This window comes from Streptomyces sp. NPDC086554 (genome assembly GCF_040686095.1).
Classification (GTDB): domain Bacteria; phylum Actinomycetota; class Actinomycetes; order Streptomycetales; family Streptomycetaceae; genus Streptomyces.
This window is the reverse complement of the sequence record NZ_JBFBJK010000007.1, coordinates 190,784-206,570: the sequence shown is the minus strand read 5'-3', so window position 1 is coordinate 206,570 and position 15,787 is coordinate 190,784. Positions and strand designations below refer to the sequence as shown.

13 protein-coding genes are annotated in these 15,787 nt (G+C 70.5%); 8 read left to right on the top strand and 5 right to left on the bottom strand.

The window, feature by feature from the left end:
• Positions 1 to 13: 13 nt before the first annotated feature.
• From AB0O76_RS13955 to AB0O76_RS13945, 3 genes are read right to left on the bottom strand one after another with little or no spacing between them, the layout of a single operon-like run.
• Positions 14 to 1,411: an MFS transporter gene (locus tag AB0O76_RS13955; RefSeq protein ID WP_365489414.1), complete on the bottom strand. Its 1,398-nt coding sequence runs from the start codon at positions 1,409 to 1,411 to the stop codon at positions 14 to 16.
• Positions 1,412 to 1,428: 17 nt separating this feature from the next.
• Positions 1,429 to 2,700, bottom strand: a complete 1,272-nt coding sequence (locus tag AB0O76_RS13950; protein WP_365489411.1) for an FAD-dependent monooxygenase — start codon at positions 2,698 to 2,700, stop codon at positions 1,429 to 1,431.
• A 44-nt stretch (positions 2,701 to 2,744) separates the two neighbouring features.
• Entirely contained in the window at positions 2,745 to 3,776 is a 1,032-nt protein-coding gene (locus AB0O76_RS13945; RefSeq protein WP_365489408.1) for a hypothetical protein, read from the bottom strand.
• A 371-nt stretch (positions 3,777 to 4,147) separates the two neighbouring features.
• On the opposite strand from AB0O76_RS13945, the gene AB0O76_RS13940 reads away from it, so the two are divergent.
• From AB0O76_RS13940 to AB0O76_RS13915, 6 genes are read left to right on the top strand one after another with little or no spacing between them, the layout of a single operon-like run.
• Positions 4,148 to 5,284: an ROK family protein gene (locus AB0O76_RS13940; protein ID WP_365489405.1), complete on the top strand. Its 1,137-nt coding sequence runs from the start codon at positions 4,148 to 4,150 to the stop codon at positions 5,282 to 5,284.
• 53 nt (positions 5,285 to 5,337) lie between these two features.
• Positions 5,338 to 6,594, top strand: a complete 1,257-nt coding sequence (locus AB0O76_RS13935) for a sugar ABC transporter substrate-binding protein (RefSeq protein ID WP_365489403.1) — start codon at positions 5,338 to 5,340, stop codon at positions 6,592 to 6,594.
• Positions 6,591 to 7,538, top strand: coding sequence for a sugar ABC transporter permease (locus tag AB0O76_RS13930; RefSeq protein ID WP_365489400.1), 948 nt, complete (start codon positions 6,591 to 6,593; stop codon positions 7,536 to 7,538). The genes AB0O76_RS13935 and AB0O76_RS13930 overlap by 4 nt, the downstream gene beginning before the upstream one ends.
• Entirely contained in the window at positions 7,531 to 8,403 is an 873-nt protein-coding gene (locus AB0O76_RS13925; RefSeq protein WP_365489397.1) for a carbohydrate ABC transporter permease, read from the top strand. The genes AB0O76_RS13930 and AB0O76_RS13925 overlap by 8 nt, the downstream gene beginning before the upstream one ends.
• A 33-nt stretch (positions 8,404 to 8,436) precedes the next feature.
• Positions 8,437 to 9,522, top strand: coding sequence for a Gfo/Idh/MocA family oxidoreductase (locus AB0O76_RS13920; protein ID WP_365489394.1), 1,086 nt, complete (start codon positions 8,437 to 8,439; stop codon positions 9,520 to 9,522).
• Positions 9,519 to 10,532 carry a Gfo/Idh/MocA family oxidoreductase gene (locus tag AB0O76_RS13915; protein WP_365489391.1) on the top strand — a complete coding sequence of 338 codons (1,014 nt, stop codon included), beginning with the start codon at positions 9,519 to 9,521 and terminating at the stop codon, positions 10,530 to 10,532. Before AB0O76_RS13920 ends, AB0O76_RS13915 begins: the two co-directional genes overlap by 4 nt.
• 585 nt (positions 10,533 to 11,117) lie before the next feature.
• Here AB0O76_RS13915 and AB0O76_RS13910 read toward each other — a convergent pair.
• Complete coding sequence (locus AB0O76_RS13910) at positions 11,118 to 12,485, bottom strand: CAP domain-containing protein (RefSeq protein WP_365489388.1); 1,368 nt, start codon at positions 12,483 to 12,485, stop codon at positions 11,118 to 11,120.
• A gap of 190 nt (positions 12,486 to 12,675) precedes the next feature.
• Between AB0O76_RS13910 and AB0O76_RS13905 the strand changes: the two genes are divergently transcribed.
• The gene (locus tag AB0O76_RS13905) at positions 12,676 to 14,013 is read left to right on the top strand and encodes a radical SAM protein (protein WP_365489385.1); all 1,338 of its coding nucleotides are present in this window, start codon (positions 12,676 to 12,678) and stop codon (positions 14,011 to 14,013) included.
• Positions 14,014 to 14,032: 19 nt separating this feature from the next.
• Here AB0O76_RS13905 and AB0O76_RS13900 read toward each other — a convergent pair whose 3' ends face one another.
• Positions 14,033 to 14,650 (bottom strand): helix-turn-helix domain-containing protein, encoded by a 618-nt coding sequence (locus tag AB0O76_RS13900; protein ID WP_365489382.1) that lies wholly within the window; start codon positions 14,648 to 14,650, stop codon positions 14,033 to 14,035.
• 80 nt (positions 14,651 to 14,730) lie between these two features.
• Between AB0O76_RS13900 and AB0O76_RS13895 the strand changes: the two genes are divergently transcribed.
• On the top strand, positions 14,731 to 15,783 hold the full coding sequence (locus AB0O76_RS13895) for a saccharopine dehydrogenase NADP-binding domain-containing protein (RefSeq protein WP_365489379.1): 1,053 nt from the start codon (positions 14,731 to 14,733) through the stop codon (positions 15,781 to 15,783).
• The last annotated feature ends 4 nt before the right edge of the window (positions 15,784 to 15,787 follow it).

Here is a 15,787-nt window from a genome sequence, read left to right as displayed (position 1 = left end):
GTGCGGGCGTCGGTCAGAGCGCCGCTTGCTCGGTGACCGGCAGGGGCGCTGCGGTCGCCGGAGGCTCCCCCTCACCGTCCAGGACCCGCCCGTTCGTCTCCGGAGCCGCCACCGCCATCCAGCCGACGGCCACCAGGACGGTCCCGCCGAGCACGGCGAACGTCAGCGGAAGACCGAGCACCGGCCACATCAGCGAGCCGAAGATGAGCGGTGCGAACCCGGTGAGGACGCGGCTGACCGAGGACGCCCAGCCGAAGCCGCTGGCCCGCAGGGGAGTGGGGTAGAGCTCGGAGACGTACGCGTACAGGGCGGGGATGGCCAACTGCGCGAGGAAGCCGAAGACGGCGATCGCCACGACCGAGCCGGTCGGCACGTCCCGCACCAGCGCGAACACCACCAGGGCGGCCGATGCGACCGGCGCCGAAACGCCGATCAGCCACTTGCGGCCGACGATGTCGACCAGGGCGGTGGAGACGAGGACGCCGACGATGCCGACACCGCTCATCAGGGTCGTGCTCATGAAGGCGGCCGTGTCGCCCTGGCCCTCCTCCTTCAGGATCGAGGGCATCCAGCTCAGGGCCGCGTAGTAGACGAGCATGATCGTGGCGAAGAGCAGCCAGGCCGCGGACGTGACGCGTGGGCTGAAGCTCCAGATGCGGCGCAGTTGATCGGCCGCGGCGGCCACTCCGCGCGGCCCTTCGTCCGGCACCGGCTCGGGGATGACGTAGGGCTCCACGGCGGCGCCCGTCCGTGCCACCAGGTCGTCGATGACCTTCCGTGCCTCGGCCTCGCGCCCCTTCTTCGTCAGATAGATCGGCGACTCGGGGATGCCTCGGCGGGCCCAGAACAGGAGCAGCGCGGGCAGCACCATCGTCGCCAGCATCCACCGCCAGTTGCCGGCGAGGGTCAGCATCGCCGTGGAGACGAGCCCGCACAGGGTCACGCCCACCGGCCACCACGCGTCGAGCGCGGTGAGCACCCGGCCCCGGTACTTGCGCGGCGAGAACTCACCCACGAGGGCGTAGTCAACGGGGATGCAGCCGCCGAGCCCGACCCCCGCGAGGAACCGCAGGGCGAGGAAGACCGGATATGTCGGCGCGAGCGCGCCGAGGACCGAGAACAGCGCGAAGATCAGCAGCGTGACGCTGAACGCCTTCTTGCGCCCGATCCGGTCGGCGACCGCGCCCCAGGCGACGGCTCCCACGGCCATGCCCACCAGGTTCGCGGTGGCGATCAGGCCCCGCTCGCTGAGCGACAGGTCGAAGTGCTTGCCGAGGAGCGGCATGAGGAAGCCGTTCAACGCGATGTCGTACGCGTCGAAGAGGTAGCCGAGGCCACCGATGATGAAGATCTTTCCCTGGACGGACCATCTCCAGGGCAGTTCCTGAACGATCTGATCGCCTGTTTTCACGTTCGCTCCAAGTGGGTTCAGCGCGTGAACTGGTAGGAGAACGCACCGAGATCGGGGTCGTTGAGCGGGCTGCCGCCCCAGAGCCAGTCGTACGAGAGGTCCGACTCGCCGTCGAAGTCGCGCCGGAGCTTCTCGTCCCTGGCGCGCTGCTCGGGACCGTCGGGGAAGTGGTAGAAGGTCTTGTTCTGCAGCGAGGCGTCCTGGACCATCCCGGCGTGCTTGGCGCGCCGGTCGACATAGCGCCGCAGCGCCCCGTCGATCCCGCCGACGGTGACCGCGCCCAGCTCCTCGGCGAGCACGGCGGCGTCCTCCATGGCCTGCGATGCGCCCTGCGCCTGGTAGGGGAGCATCGCGTGGCAGGCGTCGCCGAGCAGGGCGACCCGGCCGTCGAGCCACACCGGGTCGCGGCGCCGATGGTAGAGCGCGAAGCAGGAGACGTCCTCCTTCGCCTTGGACAGCATCGCCGGCACGCGGTCGTCCCAGCCGGGGAAGGCGTCCACGAGGTCCTGCGCGGTGGCCGCGACGGACCACTTCTCGGCGACCTCGTCGGTGCAGGGCACACAGGCCACGATGTTGAGGAACTCGCCGCCGCGGATCATGTAGTGGACCAGATGCCGGTCGGGTCCGTACCAGATGGTGGACTGGTAGCGGTCGACCAGCCAGCGCGTCGCCGGGTCGGCGGCGATCAACTCGCCAGGTATCAGGGCGCGGTAGGCCATCTCGCCGGAGAACTGCAGGGTGTCGGGTGCGCCCATGAGGTCGCGCACCGCCGAGCGGATGCCGTCGGCGCCGATGACCAGGTCGGAGGCGAACCGCCGCCCGCCGTCGGTGACGGCCACCGGGCGCTCGGGGTCCGTGCGGTCGAGCTCGGCGACCTTGCTGGCGGTGTGCAGCGCGACGACCGGTCCCGGCCCTGCCGGGTCGACGCACGCGTCCATCAGGACGCGGTGCAGATCGGCCCGGTGGTAGTGCCAGTACGGCGCGTTGAACTGGTCCTTGCAGCGCTGCCCGAGCGAGGTCAGGCCGATGACGCTGCCGTCCTTCCAGCGCCGCCGCACCTGGTCGAGCGGCTCGGTGTGAATGGCCTCCAGCTGTCGCCGCAGACCGAGGCCGAGCAGGATCCGGCTGGCGTTCGGCGCCGTCTGGATGCCCGCGCCGACCTCGCCGAGCTGCGCCGCCTGCTCGAGCACGGTGACCCGAAGGCCGCGCTGCCGCAGCGCGAGGGCGGCGGTCAGACCACCGAGGCCGCCTCCGACGACGGTGACTTCGTACGACTGACTGGACGCCACACTTCCTCCAACTTCCGTGTACGTACGCGTGGTTGGCGCGCGGGTCAGCGCTCGGTGAGCCTGCCGTCCGTGACGACCCGGGTGCCGTCGACCGCGACCGTGCAGCCGCGCACGGCGATGTCGAGGTGTGCGTACGACTCACGCCCGAGGACCGGGTGGGGCCCGGTGGACCACAGGAAGTTCCCCGCGAAGGCGCGGGCGTCCATGCCCATCAGGTCGTCCTTGCCGTACATCGCGGTGGCGAACCAGTCGGCCGTACGCATCAGACCCCAGCCCATGTGGGAGAGGCTGCGCGCCCACTGGTCGTCGGCGTCCTCGAAGAACGTGGAGAGCAGTTCGGCCTCGGCGCCGCCCGTCACCTTCTCGATCTGGCCGCCCGCGATCTGCAGGGTCACCGGCTGACGCACGTACTCCTTGAAGGGCAGCAGGATGTCGCCCTCGGCGAGCACGATCTGCCCGTCGGAGATCTCCGGCCAGCACAGCACCATGGTGCTCGGCCAGTGGTCCCAGCGGCCCGGGTCGTCGGCGAAGCCGCACTGGAACTCGGGCTTGGAACCCGCGAGTTGAACGGTCAGATCGGTGCCCGCGTCCGAGGTGACACGCATGACGGAGGACCGCTTGAGCAGCTGGACGCCTTCGAGCACCTCGTCCTTGTCCGCCTCCTTGGGGAGATTGCGGATGAGGACGTCGGGCGCGTCGCAGACGAAGATGATGCGGGTGCCCGCGCGCAGGATCTCCTGCTGGACCGGCGCGTGGATGAAGCCCTCACGGGTGAGGTCGACGACCAGGTCGGCGGACTTCAGCAGGTCCTGCGCGGTGGAGTCGTTGAGCACGGACACCAGGCCGGGGCCCGCGCCGGTGTGGGTGCTCGGCATCGGCGCGGGGCTGCCGCCGGGCACGGTCGCGGCGATGACATGCGCGCCGCAGGCCTTCGCGGCACCGAACGCGGCCGCCACGTAGTCACCGCGGCTGCCCGGCTCGGAGAGCACGACGACGTGCTCCGACTCGCTCAGCTTGCACAGGCGCAGTTCACGGGTGAAGGCGTCGAGCAGATCGACGGACGAAAGATCGAACACGGGGGATCCCTTCTTTCGGGCTGCCGAGGGCATGCGGGGCATGCGGGCAGCACGACTCCGGACACATCGTGCGAGGGGAATGGGGCAGCTGTGAGGGCAGCGCAGGCAGGCCTGACCGGCCCGCCGTACAGGGTCTGAACTGCGGATACGAGGCGGTGGGTGACCGCCCGACTGAGATAATCCGAACACGTACGATCTGCCTTGGCAAGGGGTCGCGCACGGAGTTAACACGGGTGTTTCTCTCTGCTTCCGACACTGCGAAGGGGGTTCCCAGCCGCGTGTGGATATGAAAGTGTCCTGCCAAATATCCGGGGGCACGCGTCGACCAGCCGTTCAACAGCGCTGCCTCGGCCTCGATCTGGGGTGAAGAAGTGTTGCGTAACGAGACGCGGGGCCATGACCTCGCCTCACTGCGGCGGCTCAACACGACGGTCGTGTTGCGTGCCCTGCACCGCCGCAGCCCGCAGACGCTCGCCGAACTCGCCACCGGCACCGGGCTCTCCCGGCCCACCGTCGAGTCGGCCCTCGAAGAGCTGGCCGCGCACGGCTGGGCGGGGGAGGCCGAGCGCGACGAGGGCGAGCGCGCGCCGGGGCGGCCCGCGCGGCGGTTCCGGTTCCGTGTGGAGGCGGGCAGGGTCGTGGGCGCCGACATCGGGCTGCACAAGATGGTGCTGCTCCTCGCCGATCTCGGCGGGACGGTCCTCGCCGCGCACCGCGAGGACATCGACCCGGACCTTGGCGGAGCCGCGCGGCTCGACCTTCTCCGCAGGGGACTTGAAGCCTTTCCGGACGCGCACTCGGTACGTCGTGACACCATCCTCGCCCGCTGTGTGGGCGTACCCGGCGTCGTCGACTCCGGCGGCACCATCACCTCCTACGTGATCCCCGAGTGGTCCGGCGTCGGCCTCGGCCGGCTGCTCGCCGACGGGGAGCCGGGGCACACGCTCGTCGAGAACGACGTGAACCTCGCGGTTCTCGCCGAGCGCTGGCAGGGCGCGGCCACCCTCGCCGGTGACGTCGTCTGCGTCCTGACCGGACACCGTGTCGCGTGCAGCCTCACCATCGACGGGCGGCTGCACCGCGGGCGGCGCGGCGGCGCGGGTGAACTGGGGCTTCTTCCGCTGCTCGGCATGAACACCGCGCAGGACGCGCTCAGTTGGAAGGGCGCCCGGCGCACGGGCGAGTCCGAGGTGGCGGCGCTCGTCCGTGCCGCCGACGCCGGGGACCCGCGCGCCCTCGCCGCCGTCGCGGACTTCGCCGACCGCATCGCGCCGGGCATCGCCGCCCTCGCGCTCGCCGTCGACCCGGAGCTGATCGTGCTCACCGGCGGCGCGACCCCGCTCGGCGGGCATCTCGTCCCGCTGATCGACGAGCGGCTGCGCCCGCTGACCCTGTATGTCCCGCGCATCGCGCTGAGCACGCTGGGCGAGCAGGGCGTGGCGATCGGCGCCGTACGCAAGGCACTCGACCAGGTGGAGGCCGGGCTCCTCGCGGGCTCGGCGACATAGGCAACCCGCACCATTCCCGGCCACTCATGGCAGCGACCGAAGCGGAGGCGCGTATGCGCAGGAGAACTCTGCTGTACGGAGCGATGGCGGCACCCCTGCTCGCCGCCTGCTCCGGCCAGAGCGAAAGCACGGACACCGGCGGCGGCCGCACCACCCTGTCGTACGGGGTGTGGGACGTGGCCCAGGTGCCGGGACTGCAGAAGGTCATCGACGCCTTCGAGAAACGGAACCCCCGGATATCCGTGCGCATGGAGCTCACGCCCTGGTCGAGCTACTGGACCACCCTGAAGACCGCGATGCGCGGCGGCACGGCCCCCGATGTGTTCTGGATGAACGCGGTCAACTTCCAGCTGTACGCGTCCAACGGCGTCCTGGAGCCGTTGGGCGGGCACATCAAGAGCGATGCCACGCCCGTGGACCGCCACCCCGAGTCGCTGGTGAAGCTCTACTCCTACCAGGGCACCCAGTACGGCCTTCCCAAGGACTTCGACACCATCGGTCTCTGGTACAACAAGGCGCTCTTCGACAAGGCGGGCATCAAGTACCCGGACGCGACGTGGACTTGGGATGACGTGCGCGACGCCGCCGCCGAACTCACCAACCCCCGCGAGCGGGTGCACGGCATCGCCGCCGAGATGGACCGCCAGTGTCAGCTCTACCCGGCCATCCACGGTGCGGGCGGCTACGTCCTGAAGGACGGGAAGTCCGGCTTCGGCGACGAGCGTTCCATCGAGGGCCTTCGCTACTGGACCGACATGATCGACCGCGCCTTGTCACCGCCGCAGAGCGCGATGGTCGAGTCCAAGGGCCGCAACCGCTACTGGTCGGAGAAGGCCGCCATGGTCTACGACCTCTCCGCGATGGCCGGGCAGATGTACGCCGTACCCGCGCTCAAGGACCACGGCGGCGTCGCCGTGCTGCCCAAGGGCCGCGAGCGGGCCACGATCATCCACGGCCTGGCCAACGTGATGTCCGCCAAGAGCCGCAAGAAGGCGGCCGCCTGGAAGTTCGTGCACTTCATGGCCGGCCGTGAGGCCGCCGAGATCCAGGCGTCGGCGGGCATCACGATCTCCTCGTACGCCGGGACGCAGGATGCCTGGCTCAAGTCGATGCCCGAGTTCGACCTCAAGCACTTCATAGAGATGCAGGAGTACGCGGTGCCGTACCCGAGCTCGAAGAACACCGCGGTGTGGGAGAACCTCCAATACCCGCTCCTCGGCGCCGCGTTCAGCGGCAAGGGCGGCATCGAGAGCGCCGCCCGCACGCTGGGCAAGCAGATGGACCGGGCCCTGAAGGAGGAGCGCGCATGATGAGCGTCCTGCCCTCCACGGCGGCCGCGAAGGCGGCACAGCGCCGGGGGACCGCCACGGGCTCCGCGCCCAAGTCCCGTGGCCGGCGCACCGCCTACCTCTTCATCGCGCCCCTCGGCATCGGCTTCGCCGTCTTCTACTTCTGGCCGCTGCTCCAGACCTTCTACTTCAGCTTCACCGAGTTCGGAGCGTTCGGCGGCAACACCTGGACGGGGACGGACAATTACGTACGCGTCCTCAAGGACGTCACCGTCTGGCAGGCGCTCGGCAACACACTGATCTACTGCCTCATCGGGCTTCTCGCGCTGCCGCTCGCGATCGTCGTCGCCGCGCTCCTGAACCGGCGCGGGCTGCGCGGCGTCGCGGTCTACCGCGCCCTGTACTTCATCCCGTTCGTGACGCTGCCCGTGGCCGTAGGCCTCGTCTGGAACTGGCTCTACAACGGCGACTACGGACTGATCAACGAGGTCATCGAGTGGTTCGGCGCGGACCGCCGCTACTGGGTCTCCGACCCGTCGACCGCCGTGTACGCGATCGGCACCGTGATGGTCTGGTCGACCACCGGCTACTACTTGATCATCTTCATGGCGGGGATCAAGAACATCCCGCAGGACTACTACGAGGCCGCCGAGTTGGACGGCGCAGGCCCACTGCGCCGCTTCTTCACCATCACCCTGCCGCTGCTCAGCCCGACGATCTTCTTCGCGTCCATCGTCTGCATGATCAACTCGCTGCAGACCTTCGACCTGATCTACATCATGATGGCCGAGAAGAACCCGGCGATCGGCGACACCCAGTCCGTGGTGAGCCTCTTCTACAAGTGGGCCTTCGTCGAGAACGCCCAGGGCGCGGCCGCCGCGCTCGCCTTCCTGCTCATGCTGATCATCGCGGCGCTGACGCTGGTGCAGTTCAGGCTGCAGAAGAGGTGGGTGCACTATGCGTGAGTCCTCGCCCCGTCGACGTATCAAGGCCGGACGCTTCAACGCCGGACGCTTCAACGCCGGATCGGTCGCCACCCACGCGGTGCTCTCGCTCGGCGCCCTGGTGATGGTCTTCCCGTTCCTGTGGCAGCTCCTGACCTCGGCCAAGTCCCTCGCCGAGACGGCAAAGGTGCCTCCGACCTTCCTGCCCGACACCTGGAACTGGTCGAGCTATGAAGAGGTGTTCACGGCGCTCCCGTTCAGGGAAATGCTGGTCAACAGCCTGCTCAACACCGTGGGCCGGACCGTCGGCCAGCTGGTGTTCTGCTCCCTCGCCGCGTACGCCTTCGCGCGGATGCAGTTCAAGGGGCGCAACGTACTGTTCGCGCTCTTCCTCTCCGTCCTCATGGTGCCGAGCTCGCTGCTCGTCCTTCCGCAGTACGACATCATCCAGCGGCTCGGCCTGCTCAACTCCGCGCCCGCGCTCTTCCTGCCCGGCATGTTCAGCGCGTTCGGCACGTTCATGCTCCGGCAGTTCTTCCTCACGCTGCCCAAGGATCTTGAGGAGGCCGCGCGCATCGACGGCGCGGGGTCGCTGCGCATCTTCTGGTCGGTCATGCTGCCGCTGGTGCGTCCCGCGCTCGCCGCGCTCGCCGTCATCACCGCCATGTGGTCGTGGAACGACCTCCTGTGGCCGCTGATCGTCAACACCGACCCGGAGAAGATGCCGATCAGCGCCGGACTGACCTCCCTGGAGGGGCAGTTCGAGACCAACTTCCCCGTGATGATGGCCGGTTCGCTCATCGCGAGCCTGCCCATGCTGCTCGTCTACATCTTCCTGCAGCGGCACTTCGTGCAGAGCGTCGCGCTCTCCGGCTCCAAGAGCTGACTCCCCCTTCCGGCATCAGGAAAGGCAACTCCCTTGATACGACCGCTTCATATCGGCCTGCTCGGCGCGGGCGGCATCGCACGCGCCCATCTGCCCGGCTGGCTGGAACTGGGTGCGCGCGTCAGCGTGTACACCGTCGACGGATCGGCCCAGAAGCTCGCCGCCGAGCACGAAGGGCGCGCAGGGTACGAAGGGCAGGTCGCCGCCGTGTCGAGCCTCGACGCGCTGCTCGACGACTGCACGGCCGTCGACATCTGCACCCCCACCCCCACCCACAAGGAGCTCGCCCTCGCCGCCGTCGCCGCGGGCCGGCACGTCGTCTGCGAGAAGCCCCTGGCCCTGACCGCGCGGGACGCCGAGGAGATCGCGACGGCCGCCGAAGCGGCGGGCGTCCACCTGCACCCCGCCCATGTCGTGCGCTACTTCCCGGCGTACGCGGCGATGCAACAGGCAGTGAAGCGCGGCGAGTTGGGCGACTTGGCGGTCCTGCGGTTCACGCGGGGCGGGGCGCGTCCGCAATGGGCGCCCTGGTTCGGCGACCCCGCCAAGTCCGGCGGCGTGATCATGGACCTGATGGTGCACGACATCGACATCGCCCGCTGGATCGCGGGCGATGTCGTCCGGGTGCACGCGCAGACGCGCGGCGTCGAGCACGCCACCGGCGCGGTCGCCGAGGTCGTCTCGGCGACCGCCGTCCTCACCCACGCCTCCGGCGTCATCAGCCATGTCACAGGCCTGTGGGGGCTCGCGGACCAGCAGTTCCGTACGACGTTCCGGATCGCGGGGGCCGACGGCCTGCTGCGGCACGACTCGACGTCCGTGCCCGGCTACCGCATCACCGCACAGGGGGTGCGCGCCGCCAACGAGGGCATCCCTTCCAGCCCCATGACGGAGAGCCCCTACCTGGCGGAGCTGCGGGAGTTCGCCGCGTCATGGCAGGAGGGCGGTGCCGCGCCACGGGTGAGCGCGCGGGACGGCATCGAGGCGGTGCGCATCGCCGAGGCGGCGATGGAGTCGAGTCGCACGGGCCGTGCGTTGCAGATCCGGACGGACGCCAAGCCCATGGACGCCATGGACGCCATTGAGGCCATTGAGGCCAATCAGGAGGTCACGCGATGAAGGTCGCCGTGCTGTCGTTCGCCCATGTCCATGCGGGCGGGTATCTGCGGCTGCTCGCCCGGATGCCGGGAGTCGAGGTGATGGGCAGCGACCCGGACACCGGGTCGGCCGCGCCGGGTGAAGTACGGGGGCGTGCATTCGCCGACGATCTGGGGGTCGCGTACGCGGAGACGTACGAGGAAGCTTTCGCCTGGGGCCCGGACGCGGTGATCGTCTGCTCGGAGAACGCCCGCCACCGCCCGCTGGCCGAACTCGCGGCGTCGCACGGCGTGAACATCCTGTGCGAGAAGCCCCTCGCCACGACGGTCGCGGACGGCGAGGCGATGCTCGCCGAGTGCCGGGCGGCCGGGGTGCGGCTCGCGGTCGCCTTCCCGGTCCGCTTCAGCCCCGCGTACGCGGCGGTGAAGGCGGCGGTCGCCTCGGGCGAGGCGGGCCGAGTCCTGACCGTGTCCGGCGCGAACAACGGCGTCATGCCGACCCGCGCCCGGCGCTGGTTCGCGGATCCCGAACTCGCGGGCGGCGGCGCCCTGATGGACCACACGGTCCACATCGCCGACCTCCTGGACGACCTGTTCGGCGACGCACGCCCCGTCGACGTGTACGCGCAGACCAACAACCGGCTGTACGAGGGCGAGGTCGACGCCGAGACCAGCGGGCTCGTCACCGTGACCTACGACAACGGCGCGGTCGCCACGATCGACTGCAGCTGGTCCCACCCGCGTTCCCACCACTCCTGGGGCGGTCTCGAACTCACCGTCGTCGGCGAGCGCGCGACGTTGGAGATGGACGCCTTCGACCAGTCGGTGCACGGCTACAGCGAACGGAGGCGCCAGGGCCTGGAACTACCCTTCGGCGCCGACCTGGACGAACGGATGCTGCGGACGTTCCTGCACGGGCCGCAGGACACCGGCATGGATGTCGCCGACGGGGAGGGCGGCCTGCGGACACTGAAGATCGTGACGGCGGGCTATGCGTCGGCGCGGAGGGGGGTTCCGGTGGCGGTCGCCTGACGGGCCCGGCCGGCGTTCCCGGCTGGCGGCCTTGGTCGAGGGCTCCTGCGGAGAGCCCTGGCGGTGGCGCGGGCTGGTGCGTGAAGGCCGCATCGCGCGCTCTGGCCTGGGCGGATGGGGTTCTGGTGGTGGTCGGCTGACGGGCCCGGCCGAGGGCTCCTGCGGAGGGCCCGGTGGTGGCGCGGCCTGGTGCGTGAAGGCCGCATCGCATGCCCTGGCTCGGGCGGATGGGGGTTTTGCCGGCGGTCGGCTGACGGGCCCGGCCGGCGTTCCCGGCTGGCGGCCTTGGTCGAGGGCTCGGCGGAGGGCTCCGGTGGGTGTGCGGGCTGGTGTGTGAAGGTCCCACCGCACACCCTGGCCCGGGCGGATGGGGGTTCTGGTGGCGGTCGGCTGACGGGCCCGGCCGGTGTTCCCGGCTGGCGGCCCCGGCCGAGGGCTCCTGCGGAGGGCCCCGGTCGATGGTCCCGCCGGAGGGCCCCGGTCGATGGACCCGGCGGTGGCGCGGACGCGGGCCGGTGCGTGAAGGCCCCACCTCGCGCCCCGGCCCGCTCTGCAGGCAGACGCCGTCCGTGCCGCCGGGGTTGCTCAGCCGCCGAAGAGCTGGGTCCAGTAGGTGCCCGCCGAGCCGCCGCCCGCGAGTCCGACGCCGAGGTGGGTGAAGGAGGGCTTGAGGATGTTGGCCCGGTGGCCGGGGCTGTTCATCCAGCCGTCCACCACCTCGGCCGGACTGCGCTGGCCGCAGGCGATGTTCTCGCCTATCGCGCGGTGCGCGCTGCCCGCGGCGGACGCACGGTGCCAGGGTTCGCCGCCGTCCGGCGACGTATGGGAGTAGAAGTCGCGCGCGACCATGTCCGCGCTGTGCCCCTGCGCGGCCACGGTGAGGAGCGGGTCGGGGGAGAGGGGCCGCAGACCGGCCGCCGTCCGCTCGGCGTTGGTGAGCCTGAGCACGGCGGAAGCCCAGTCGGCCAGGCCCTGCGGAGTGAGCGGGGTGGCCCACACCGCCGTCCAGAAGACGTCCCCGGAGCGGCCGTCGACGCACTGGGCGACACCGACCTGCGCGTACGCCCGGTCGATGACCGTACGCCGCGACTGCTCGCCCGAGAGGCAGTACTCCACGAACTCGGCGGGTGTGCGCGGCCCGGAGACCAGATGCTCGCCGATCGTCAGATACGCGTACCCGCCCGCGACGACCCGCTGGTAGAGGGACGAACCGTCCGCGTTCTCGGAGCTGAGCGACGACCGTGCCGCCATGCCGGCGGTGTGCGCGCTCGCGGCCGCGGTCAGCCGGGCGTCGAGCGCGACGGGCGGTGCCCCGGCCTTCCCGCGCGCGGCGTTCACCAGGGGCAGGAATCCGTCCAGGCCGGGAGGCGCGGCAGGGGCGGGCGCCGCCGCCCGGAGCGGCGGAGGCGGAGACGAGAGCAGCGGAGACGGGAGCGGCGGAGGCGACGGTGCGTAAGGCGCGGGTGGGCCCTCGTCCTCCGTCACATCCACCCCGAAGTCCCGCGCCACCCCCGCCAGCCCGTCCGCGTACCCCTGACCGAGTGCCCGCAGCTTCCAGACGGGGCCCCGGCGGTAGATCTCCGCGAGCAGCAGCACGGTCTCGCGGCCGGGGCGCGGCGGGGTGAAGCGGGCCACGAGCTGCCCGCCGGGACCGTGCACCTGAAGTGCGATGCCGGGCAGCCGCTCCAGGGGAGTGCCCGGATCGGCGGGGCTCACGGCCACGGTGACGCGGCTCGCACCGGCGCGCAGGCGCCGCCCGTCGACGGTCACCGTGTCGCCCTGGAGGCGGGCACCGGACGTCGCGGGCTGGTTGTAGAAGACGAAGTCGCCGTCGCCCGCGACCTTCCCGCTGTCACCGGTGACGATCACGGACAGGTCGAAGGGGCCGGGCACACGGAGGGTGACCGCGCCGTCGGGCAACGGCACATTGCCGCCGGGAACCAGCTCGTTCATGCAGGGACAACGGCAGGCCGGTGCCGCGAGGTTCCCGGCCACCCCGTGGAGGGAGACACGTCACGCAGGGCTACCACTGGGGTCTGAGACCGACCGGGACCGGAGTCGGATCCGCGGCGCACGGCACGGGTATTAGCGTGGGGGGCACGGGAAAGCACAATTCACCGACAGGATCCGAGGTGCCCGGCCGATGGCAAGCCGCAGCGAGAGCCGTACCCAGCTCGTCGAGTCACTCATGGAGCGGTTCCCGCAGGTGCCCAGAGAGGCGGTGATCAAGGAAGACCTGCTCAGGGGCGGCATCGCCTTCGACGAATCGGCGCTCAGCGACAATGAGGGCGGCGACGTCAAGCCGAAGTCGTACTTCATCTTCTCCTTCGACCACGGCACGCTTCCCGAGCTCGGCGCCGCGGCCCTGCGCCGGCCGCCCGAGGAGATCGTCCTCACCGGCGGTCCGTACGAACTGCGCCGCACGGTCGTCTCGGTCCGCGTGAACCCGTCCTCGCCGTACCGAGTGGCGGCCGACGACGACGGCGTACTCGGCCTCTATCTGGACGGAGTGCGGATCTCCGACGTGGGCCTGCCGCCGATGCCGGACTACTACCGGCACACGTTGGAGAACGGCAAGTCCGTCATGGAGGTGGCGCCCACCATCCAGTGGGGCTACCTCATCTATCTGACCGTCTTCCGCGTCTGCCAGTACTTCGGCGCCAAGGAGGAGTGCCAGTACTGCGACATCAACCACAACTGGCGCCAGCACAAGGCGGCGGGCCGCCCCTACACGGGCGTGAAGCCCGTCGACGAGGTCCTCGAAGCGCTCGCCATCATCGACAAGTACGACACGAACAAGTCCTCCACCGCCTACACGCTGACCGGCGGCGCCGTCACCTCGAAGGTCGGCGGCAAGGACGAGGCCGACTTCTACGGTCAGTACGCAAAGGCCATCGAGGAGCGCTTCCCCGGCCGCTGGATCGGCAAGGTCGTGGCGCAGGCACTCCCCAAGGCGGACGTGCAGCGCTTCCACGACTACGGCGTGCGGATCTACCACCCCAACTACGAGGTGTGGGACCCGTATCTGTTCGAGCGGTACTGCCCCGGCAAGGAGCGCTATGTCGGCCGTGACGAGTGGCACCGCCGCATCCTGGACTCCGCGGAGGTCTTCGGCCCGCGCAATGTGATCCCGAACTTCGTGGCGGGCGTGGAGATGGCCGAGCCGTTCGGCTTCAAGACGGTCGGCGAGGCCATCGACTCCACCGTCGAAGGGCTCCAGTACTTCATGTCGCGCGGCATCACCCCGCGCTTCACCACCTGGTGCCCGGAGCCGACGACGCCGCTGGGCAAGGCCAACCCGCAGGGCGCGCCGCTGGAGTACCACGTCCGCCTGCTCGAGGCGTACCGCGCGACGATGGAGGCCAACGGCCTGACGTCGCCGCCCGGTTACGGCCCGGCGGGCCCGGGGCGTGCGGTGTTCTCCGTCTCCTCCTTCATGGACAGTCTGTCCGCGGAGGAGGCCGCCCCTGAGAAGGTCTAGGGGGCCTCAGAAGGTAGGTCTAGGGGGCGGCGAGCGCCGACAACAGCCGTTCGGCCTCCGCCGTCACCGATGTGAGGGCGGAGGCGGGGTCGGGCGAGCGGGCCAGGAGCATGCCCGCCTCGCACAGCGCGCCGAACATCATCTGGCAGCGCACGTCCAGATCCCCGTCGCCGAAGTGCCCCGCGGCAGCCGCAGCACGCATTCCGCCGGCCAACACCCGCAACGTATGGGCGTATTCGATGGCGCGGACGGTCTCCCAGCCCAGGACCGCCGGCGCGTCGAGCAGCACGATCCGCCGGAATCCGGGGGTGAGGCAGTGCTCCAGGAAGCGGCGGCAGCCGCGCCGCAGCGCGGACCAGGCGTCCGGTTCCTCGGCCGCCGCGCGCTCCAACTCCGCCGCGATCTCCTCCTGTTCACGGACGAACACCGCGCGGAAGAGCGCCGCCTTGCCCTCGAAGTGGTGGTAGGCCGCGCCCTTGGTGACCCCGGCCTCGGCCGCCACGGCGGCGATCGAGGTCGTCGCGTACCCGTCCCGGCCGAAGAGCCGCTGCGCCGCGGTGATGAGCTGCGCGGTGGTCGCGTCGGAGCGTTCTGCCTGGGTACGGCGGGCAGTTGGGCGCGAGGACGGGGTGGTCACGGTCGGCTCCTTGACGGACATACTCAGGGTACGTAGGTTCCGCACCAGTTGCATACCTTCGGTATGGAAGCGAGTTGAGCATGACAAAGTCGCTCTTCGCAATCTACGGAGCCTATGGCCACACCGGACGCCTGGTGGCGTCCGAACTCCTGGACAGAGGAGAGGAGTTGCTCCTGGTCGGCCGTGACACCGAGGCGCTGCGCGCGCTGGCCGACGAACTCGACGCGGGGGAGCGGATACGGACCCGCACCGCGCCCGTCGACGACGCCGCGGCGCTGCGCGAGGTGATGACAGCCGCCGACATCGTGATCCACTGCGCGGGCCCCTTCGCCGTCACCGGAGCACCGGTCGCGGCGGCGGCCGCCGAGGCCGGCTGCCACTACATCGACCACGCCCTCGAACCCCACCACGTGAAGGGCGTCTTCGACACCGCGCAGGCCACGGCAGAGCGCACCGGTGCCGTCATGATCCCCGGGCTCAGCTTCTACGGCGGTCTCGGCGACCTCCTGGCCGGGGCGGTGTCGGACGGCATCGCGGGCATCGACCGGCTCGTCATCGCGTACGCCGTGCATGGCTGGCGGCTGACCACCGGCGCCAAGAACACCGCGAGCCACCTCTTCGCCGAGACCGAACGCCTCACCTTCAGCGACGGCGCGCTGCACGCGGGCTATGTCGAGCCCCGCAGTGCCGTCTTCCCCTTCCCGCCTCCGCTCGGCCCGCGCACGATGATCGCTCCGTTCCCGTCGATCGAGGTCGTGACGGTGCCCCGCCACGTCCCCGTACGCAACGTCGACCTGATGCTGAGCAACAGCGCCTTCGAGGAGCCGGACGCCTTCGAGAGCGAGCACATCGGCGCGGCGGAACGGGCGGGCACCGACTTCACCATCGCCGTCCAGGCGATCCGGGAAGGCGAAGGGGGCGGCGCGGCAGGGCAGTTGACGGGCCACGATCTGTGGCGGGCCGGGGCACTGGCCTCGGTGGAGGCCGCGGTGCGGATCGCCGAGGGCAGGGGGCCGACGAAGACAGGGGTGCTGGCACCCGGGGAGGCATTCCAGGCAGAGCCCTTCCTGCGGGACCTCGAACGGCTCGGCGCGTTCACCGTGACCCTCGACGTCGAGAAGAAGGGGCGGTGAGCGC